Origin of the sequence: Jiella avicenniae (assembly GCF_021390325.1) — a bacterium.
In the GTDB taxonomy this organism is placed as follows: domain Bacteria; phylum Pseudomonadota; class Alphaproteobacteria; order Rhizobiales; family Rhizobiaceae; genus Jiella; species Jiella avicenniae.
Window position 1 is genome coordinate 1 of sequence record NZ_JAJUWU010000042.1, and the last position, 5623, is coordinate 5623.

At 65.8% G+C, this 5623-nt stretch carries 5 protein-coding genes and 1 rRNA gene; 3 read left to right on the top strand and 3 right to left on the bottom strand.

The window, feature by feature from the left end; genetic code table 11:
* The first annotated feature begins 335 nt into the window (after positions 1-335).
* From rho to LZD57_RS23845, 3 genes are all read left to right on the top strand, one after another.
* On the top strand, positions 336-1595 hold the full coding sequence (gene rho / locus LZD57_RS23835; RefSeq protein WP_233722078.1) for a transcription termination factor Rho: 1260 nt from the start codon (positions 336-338) through the stop codon (positions 1593-1595).
* Between the two features lie 364 nt (positions 1596-1959).
* Positions 1960-2514 (top strand): hypothetical protein, encoded by a 555-nt coding sequence (locus tag LZD57_RS23840; protein ID WP_233722079.1) that lies wholly within the window; start codon positions 1960-1962, stop codon positions 2512-2514.
* 305 nt (positions 2515-2819) lie between these two features.
* On the top strand, positions 2820-3299 hold the full coding sequence (locus tag LZD57_RS23845) for a YbaK/EbsC family protein (RefSeq protein WP_233722080.1): 480 nt from the start codon (positions 2820-2822) through the stop codon (positions 3297-3299).
* Positions 3300-3431: 132 nt separating this feature from the next.
* Here LZD57_RS23845 and LZD57_RS23850 read toward each other — a convergent pair whose 3' ends face one another.
* The 3 genes from LZD57_RS23850 to rrf form a co-directional block, all read right to left on the bottom strand.
* Complete coding sequence (locus LZD57_RS23850; protein WP_233722081.1) at positions 3432-3956, bottom strand: isoprenylcysteine carboxylmethyltransferase family protein; 525 nt, start codon at positions 3954-3956, stop codon at positions 3432-3434.
* Positions 3957-4452: 496 nt separating this feature from the next.
* Positions 4453-4602, bottom strand: a complete 150-nt coding sequence (locus LZD57_RS23855) for a YjiS-like domain-containing protein (protein WP_233722082.1) — start codon at positions 4600-4602, stop codon at positions 4453-4455.
* A 708-nt stretch (positions 4603-5310) separates the two neighbouring features.
* A 5S ribosomal RNA gene (rrf, locus tag LZD57_RS23860) occupies positions 5311-5425 on the bottom strand.
* Positions 5426-5623 lie beyond the last annotated feature (198 nt).

Below are 5623 nucleotides of genomic sequence, written 5' to 3' on the forward strand. Positions count from 1 at the left end.
CGAAACTTCCTCATCCTGTGGTCCTGCAGCCAGGTCGTCCGGTTCATCGTCGCGCCACCTCCTGCGCGATATCCAAACCGGACAACTCGTCTGCTACCTAACCCGGACAACTCATGTGCTTACGACATTGCCGCCTCCACCCTCTTGCGCCGCGCCGGCCGCGGGGTTATATCTCGGGGAAAGCTAGTGCCTTTCCCAAGGCCGAGGGTCGGTCATTCACCGACACCCTCATTCGCCGGATTTCACCTTTCGGCCGCAGCGTTTTCCTTTCCCACCCGATCTGCCCCGTCCGATCACACCCATCGGACCGACAGCCAAAGAGCATCAGCCCCCGAATGAAACTTCAGGACCTGAAGAACAAGAGCGCACCCGAACTCATCGCCTTCGCCGAGGAGAACGGAGTCGAGAACGCCTCCGTCCTGCGCAAGCAGGAGCTTCTGTTCGCCATTTTGAAACAGTTGGCGTCCCAGGAAGTCGAAATCATCGGCGAGGGCGTCGTCGAGATCCTCCAGGACGGCTTCGCCTTCCTGCGCTCGCCGGAAGCCAACTATCTGCCCGGCCCCGACGACATCTACGTCTCGCCCTCGCAGATCCGCAAGTTCCAGCTGAAGACCGGCGACACCGTCGAAGGCCCGATCCGCAGCCCGAAGGAGGGCGAGCGTTACTTCGCCCTCCTCAAGGTCAACACGATCAATTTCGACGATCCCGAGAAGATCCGCTACAAGAGCCACTTCGACAATCTGACGCCGCTCTATCCCGACGAGCGCTTCAAGATGGAGCTCGGCGATCCCGGCACCAAGAAGGATCTCTCGGCCCGGGTGATCGATCTCGTCGCGCCGCTCGGCAAGGGCCAGCGCGCCCTCATCGTCGCCCCGCCGCGCACCGGCAAGACGGTGCTCCTGCAGAACATCGCCCATTCGATCACCGCCAACCACCCCGAGTGCTACCTCATCGTGCTTCTGATCGACGAGCGGCCCGAGGAAGTCACCGACATGCAGCGCTCGGTCAAGGGCGAGGTGGTTTCCTCGACCTTCGACGAGCCTGCGACGCGCCATGTGGCGGTGGCCGAGATGGTCATCGAGAAGGCCAAGCGTCTGGTCGAACACGGCCGCGACGTCGTCATCCTGCTCGATTCCATCACCCGCCTCGGCCGCGCCTACAACACCACCGTGCCCTCCTCTGGCAAGGTGCTGACCGGCGGCGTCGACGCCAACGCCCTGCAGCGCCCGAAGCGCTTCTTCGGCGCGGCCCGCAACATCGAGGAAGGCGGCTCGCTGACCATCATCGCGACGGCCCTCATCGACACCGGCTCGCGCATGGACGAGGTGATCTTCGAGGAGTTCAAGGGCACCGGCAACTCGGAAATCGTGCTCGACCGCAAGGTCGCCGACAAGCGCACCTATCCGGCGATGGACATCCTCAAGTCCGGCACGCGCAAGGAGGACCTCCTCGTCCCGCGCCAGGAACTGCAGAAGATCTTCGTCCTGCGCCGCATCCTGTCGCCGATGGGCACGACCGACGCCATCGAGTTCCTCAACGACAAGCTCAAGCAGACCAAGTCCAACGCCGACTTCTTCGATTCGATGAATACGTAAGGTCTGGCGGGCTGCGATCGATACAGCCGAGGATTGGTGGCGACGGGTCGAAAACAAGCGAGCCGTCGCCGCTCAATTCAAGGACGATCCCAAGAACGCCATCGAAGCTTGGCACGCAACCGGTAGCGCCGTCGAATTTGCGCTGAAAGCCTTTATCTTGAGGCGCGAACGTTGGAATCGATGGCCGGACCGGGCAGATCGGCCGGACGTTTATACCCACGACCTTCGTCGGCTGTTTGCGATCGCCGAACTGTCGCATCTGGCTTTTTCGCCGCAGCTTCGCGCCGCATGGAAAACGGTGCTAAGCTGGGATAGGGAGCATGACTATCGGGCTGATAAGGTTCCGCGGAGGGCTGCGCGGGACATGTTCGAAGCAGCCTTCGGACCGGACGGTGTAGTTGAATGGCTGAAGAAGACTATGACACCGGCGAGACTTGACGCTGGGCGCGAGTATCTGGCGGCCTTGCGTGACCTGGGTTTTGTGCCCGATGGCGCGGTCTGGTCCATGCGTCTCGGTGAGCCCGGGACGTTGGAGTTGTCGCTCTTCAGTGACCTGGTCGACCGGGTCGGCCCACATGCAATCTATCGCGCCCTGTTCGATGCTTACGAGCGCGCCAAGACACCTGCCGATTTCGATCCTTGGATCGTTGGCCTATACAGCCCTAGACAAACGTTCTTTGATGCCGTCGCAGATTTCGATATGGCATCCGTCGATCCCGACAGCGGCGCGGCTTTCGTGATGCGCGGCGGATCGGAATACGATGACGGAGCCGACGTCCTTCGAACGACTGAGTATGAGGTGGTTCGGGTAGTCCATAGGGACTGGGTCTACAAGATCCCGGAAGGCAGGAAGTCTCCGGCGACGGAGGCCCTTCGCAACTGGCGCCGTTTTGAACGGAGCGTAGCGGAAGCCGCTTAGAGCCCCTCCCGGAGAGATCGCGTTCCGGCGCTATCGCATCAGCACTTTTTCGCCTGATCCTCTAGTTGCTGCAAAATTCCGGAACTCCTCGCCGAGCTCGACAATTCGCGGCTTGTCGAACCTCTCGGCGCAGAGCCGCGCACGCCGATCGCCCCGGCGATGCTCGGGGCGCTCGACCGGCGTCACACGACGTCGTCGGGCCGCATGCCCGCCGCCGCTCCCGGTGAGCCTCGGGCGGCCGGTTCGCATCGGGCCGATTCCGCGCTAAGTCGCCACGGGACGATCCCGCGCAGGAGCATGACGCGATGAGCGAACCCCATCCCCCGGCCGTCCGGCGCGTCGCCGAGGCGGCCGCCGCCAAGGGCCTCAAGATCAGGATCGTCCGGACCGAGAAATCCGCCCGCTCGGCGCAGGAGGCGGCCGAGGCCGTCGGCGCCGAGGTCGGCCAGATCGTCAAATCGCTGGTGTTCCGCGGCAAGGACAGCGGCGAACCGCATCTCCTTCTCGTTTCCGGCGCCAACCGGGTCGAGGACTCGACCATGACGGGAGCGCTCGGCGAAGCGCTGGAGCGGCCGGACGCGGCCTATGTGCGCGAGGTCACCGGCTTTGCCATCGGCGGCGTCGCGCCGCTGGGCTCCAGTTCCGAGATCGCCGTCTACATGGACGAGGACCTCTTCCGGTTCGCCACCGTCTGGGCGGCGGCGGGTTCGCCGAACCACGTCTTCGAGGTCGTGCCCCTGCAGCTCAGATCCGCCACCGGCGCCAGGCTCGGCCCGGTGCGCTGATCGCCGACGGCATCGACGGCCGGCGCGGGCGTTTCGCGCGTGTCTGCGGAGCCACCACGTCGGGTGCGGCGCCCGGCACCGCCGATCGCCACACGCCCGGCGGGGAAGAGCGCCCGTGCTCGCCCGTCCCGCTCAGGCCTTCGCGTAGCCGGCGAAGCGCTCGGCCATGGCCGCCTCTTCCTGGCGGATCCTGAGAACCATCGCCACCAGATAGAGCGGCAGGCCGACGACGAGCGTCCACCAGGCATGCAGCACCAGCGCGTAGCCGACGAGTTCGGGCAGGATGTTGAGGAAATAGTTGGGGTGGCGCACCGCGCGGAAGAGCGGATGGGTGACCAGCGCGTGGTCCCGGGCGATCATCACCTTGACCGTCCAGAACCGGCCGAGGAGCCGCACGACCACGACCAGCATGGCGATGCCGACGAGATAGAGCAGCAGCCCCGCCACCGACACCCAGTCCGCCACCGGCCGGACGAGAGAGGCCTCCACCGCGCCGGCGAGCATGAAGGCGGCGTGAGCGGCCGCCATCAGGCGCGAAACCCCGGCTCCGACTTCCCGCGCCCCATCGGCCCTCAGAGCGGCCTCGTGCCGCCTGGACACCACCACCGATCCCAGGCGGACGACGATCGCGGCGGCGACGAAGAGGGCAAGAAGCATGGCGGCTCACGGCACTGACGGAAGGGGCGACGCCTCCCTGCACCGGCCGGACGCCGAGGGCAAGCCCGGACCGCCGGGCGGCGGAATCGCTTGAAGGCAAGCGCCGTCGGCGACGCTTCGATCTCCCCCCTTGCGGGGGAGATCACGCCAATCGCCAGCCCGGCCACGGTTTCGAGCGATTGCCCTCTGCCGGCCTGGGCCGTGCGATGTTTCTCGCCACCGCCGCCAAGCCGTTCTGCGTCGATCGACGGGGGTGGCACCGTTGGCCGTCAAAGCCTCGCTTTCGACCCGACCGGTGTGGCCCGAGCGCCGCTCGTCCATCCTGCCGGCCTGTGCAGAGAGGCTGCAACGGTCGACGTCAACTCGCGGGCGGGCATGCCGGGCGAAACGAAAAAAAGCGCCCGCTCCCCCATGGGGAACGAGCGCCTTTGGGACGAATGCCCGGACGGCATTCTACTACTCTCCGGCGGCTCCGATGCCTGCCGGCGCCGATCGCTCAGCGGCGGCCGAAGCGAACGGCGCGCTCGATGTCGGCGCGCATGACGCCGATGTCGGCGAGCTCGCGGTCGCCCATCATCTGCAGCTGACGGATGTCGCTGCGGGCGGAGCGGAGGGATTTGATGCGGTCTGCGAAATGACGGAACATGGGGTAACTCCTCGACGCCAGGGGCACCGCTGCCCGACGGCACGGCGCTCCCCCTGGAAATTCTGCGATTTTGAACGATGCGCAGGTCGGGGCATGGCCGCCTCGGCGGTGATGTCTCAACCTCGTGACGCTCATATATTCGGCAGAGATGCACAAAACTAGAGCAGAGGTTTGCACATCAGGGGTGCACACTCTGCATGGCATGGTCACGAAGATTTAACGCGAATGCGCCCCTCCGACCGCCGGCGAACCGACGCGATCTGGAAGGTCCGACCGGCTCCCTCCGCAGCCGACGAGGGGCTGCATTCTCTGGTGCAGAGCCCCGATCCGCGCGAGGCGCGACTTGGAGCGGCGCCTCCGGCGCCTGCCCGAAACCTGGTTCCGACAGACAACCCCCGACGCGGAAAACGCGTTCAGTGGCCGGGCGACATCTCGGGGGGCAATCGAAGCGGTGGCGACAGGAAGACGGGTGGATGCGTGAGTGAGCAGCGCGGACGGCGCGGCGGACGACCTTGAGCGAGGCCGACGTGATCTCCGGGCCGACGGCAGCAATCATGGCGGCTACCCGCGCCCGCGGGCCGCCGCGTCAGGCGGCTCACGCTTGCACGCGCAGCCCCCCCCGAACGCAAGAACGCCCCGCCGGTTGGGACCGGGCGGGGCGTTTTTTGATTTGATGGTGTGAAGAACGGCATGTTTTGCGATTGGCAGACCTGGCAGCGACCGACTTTCCCGCGTCTTGAGACGAAGTATCATGGGCGCTGGGGCGTTTCACGGCCGAGTTCGGAATGGGATCGGGTGCGGCCGCCCCGCTGTAACCACCAGGTCGGCCAATCGCAATTGGCTTTCGAGAAGCTTGGCTCAGGCGCCGGCGAGCCCATCCGGGCTCTTGGCTGACGTCCCTTGCGGGACGCCGCTCCGTTCGGAGCGGGGCTGTCCTCGCGACGTCCGCCCTGTCGGGCGGGCGCTCGGACGCGCCTTTTCCTGAAGCCTGGTCTTTCGTCTGGCTGCATGCAGCCTGTTT